Origin of the sequence: Enterococcus sp. C76 (assembly GCF_040886985.1) — a bacterium.
In the GTDB taxonomy this organism is placed as follows: Bacteria; Bacillota; Bacilli; order Lactobacillales; family Enterococcaceae; genus Enterococcus_B; species Enterococcus_B lactis.
The window spans coordinates 1-1,795 of record NZ_JBFOEY010000025.1 but is presented as its reverse complement, the minus strand read 5'-3'; the positions used below and the strand labels follow the sequence as shown (position 1 = coordinate 1,795).

1 protein-coding gene is annotated in these 1,795 nt (G+C 30.5%); it reads left to right on the top strand.

The window, feature by feature from the left end; all coding sequences use genetic code 11:
• Nucleotides 1-502: 502 nt before the first annotated feature.
• Nucleotides 503-1,795 (top strand): immunoglobulin-like domain-containing protein (locus tag AB3I00_RS14475; protein ID WP_368025594.1); only part of this gene is annotated, 1,293 nt, incomplete at its 3' end.

The following is a 1,795-nucleotide window of genomic DNA, read 5'->3' as shown; positions in this document are numbered from 1 at the left end:
TAATTGCTAAAAGTGAGCCTCATAGATTAGAAAACAAAAAATAAAAAGAGGAAAGCTTCTAAAAAATGCAAGCTTTCCTGAAACGGAATAAAATGAAATGAAATGTAAAAATACAAGTTCATTATACTTATTTTTTAGGAAATTTTATAAAAGGATCATAAAAGGTTGTTTTAATATCATAATTGTAATCGCTTAATAAATACTGGCACGGTATAGTATTAGAAAATGAGAAGACATTGAAAGATTTATTGATTGGTTATTAGTCTAAGCGGCAAAATGTGAAAGAGTTTAAATAAATTGATGTAATCAAAATTATTAAGAACTTGAAAATCAAAATATATAGATTCAAGTGGTTGATAGATGATAAAGTTTAACAAGGTTTTTGAAATCTTTATATTTTTTTTGATAATAAAAATAATGTAGGAAAAGTTCTACGGATAAGATTGTATTTTTATTTGGGGATGTTAAACATGCCCAAATATGTAATTAGGAGTATATGTAAATGAAATTCAAAAAAACATTAGGTACTTTATTAATTTCTGTTTCGATTTTAGGAACAATTACGCCGACAAATTCCATTTTTGCAGAAGAAGATTGTCAGGCACCAACTGTTCAACAAAATCAACAAGTGGTAACTATTCCAGATGTTAATCTGAAAAAAGCATTGAATAACGTGTTGGGACAAGAGGAAAATCATGAAATTACAGCTGATCAATTAGCAACTATTGAAAAATTAGATTTAGTTAATTTAGGGCTTAAATCTATTGAAGGTTTGCAGTATTGTAAAAATTTAAAAGAGTTATGGTTAGGATCTGCTAATCCAAGTTATCATTTAGAAGATGATAGTAATCCAAATCAAGTGACAGATTTAACCCCATTGAAAGGATTAACTAAATTGACTAAATTAGCAGCACATGGATTACCTGTGACGGATTTTAGTCCGCTTAAAAATCTTCCACTTAGTTCCCTTTACAGTTTGGTGGGAGGCTTTGTTAGACCCCCGTTAACATTACACGCAAATAATACTTTTTCTTGTAAACTTCCTGAATATATTGGAATAGATGGGCAAGTAATTGATTTTTCGGGAGCCATTGAAAGCTGTAAAGATTCTCTAGATGGGGGAATTTATGATAAAGCTACTCAAACAATTACTTGGCCTTGTGAAACCTTTTATAAGGGGTATTACCCAAGTTTTAATTATTCCAACAATGGCTTTGTTTCTAAGACAGCAAATTGTTGTCTTGCATTTACTTTTCGCCCTCAAACAGAGCTTATTTTAGTTGATAAAGCTTTAGATTTAACTTTTGCATTATTTGAAAATAAACAACCAGCAAGTGGAAAATTAGCTGCAGATATCACGCAAGAAACAATTACAAAGGCGAGAGAAGAAATTGAAAAGTTGGATGATAATTACAACCAATGGGCTTGTAATTTAAGGAAATGTCAAAGTAAAGCGGATTTATTAGAGTGGATCAATAAAGCGCAACAATTATATGATCAACAAATCCCTTCTAAATCGTTAGAAATTACATTAGATAAATATATAATAGGTGCAACTGATACCATAATTGGGACATACAATGATATGAATGCTAAATTCCTTCGTATAGAAGTAAATGGTGAAAAGAAAGCTTTAATTGCTTCGAAAGATTTAGCCAATGGGCAAATCAAGTACTACGTAGGCAAAGATTTGAAAGCTTCAGATGATGTCCAGGTTGTACTGTTTGATCAAAATTATCAAGAAATCGGGCGTCAAAGAGTAAATTTGGAAGAACCCATTATTACTAAATTAACG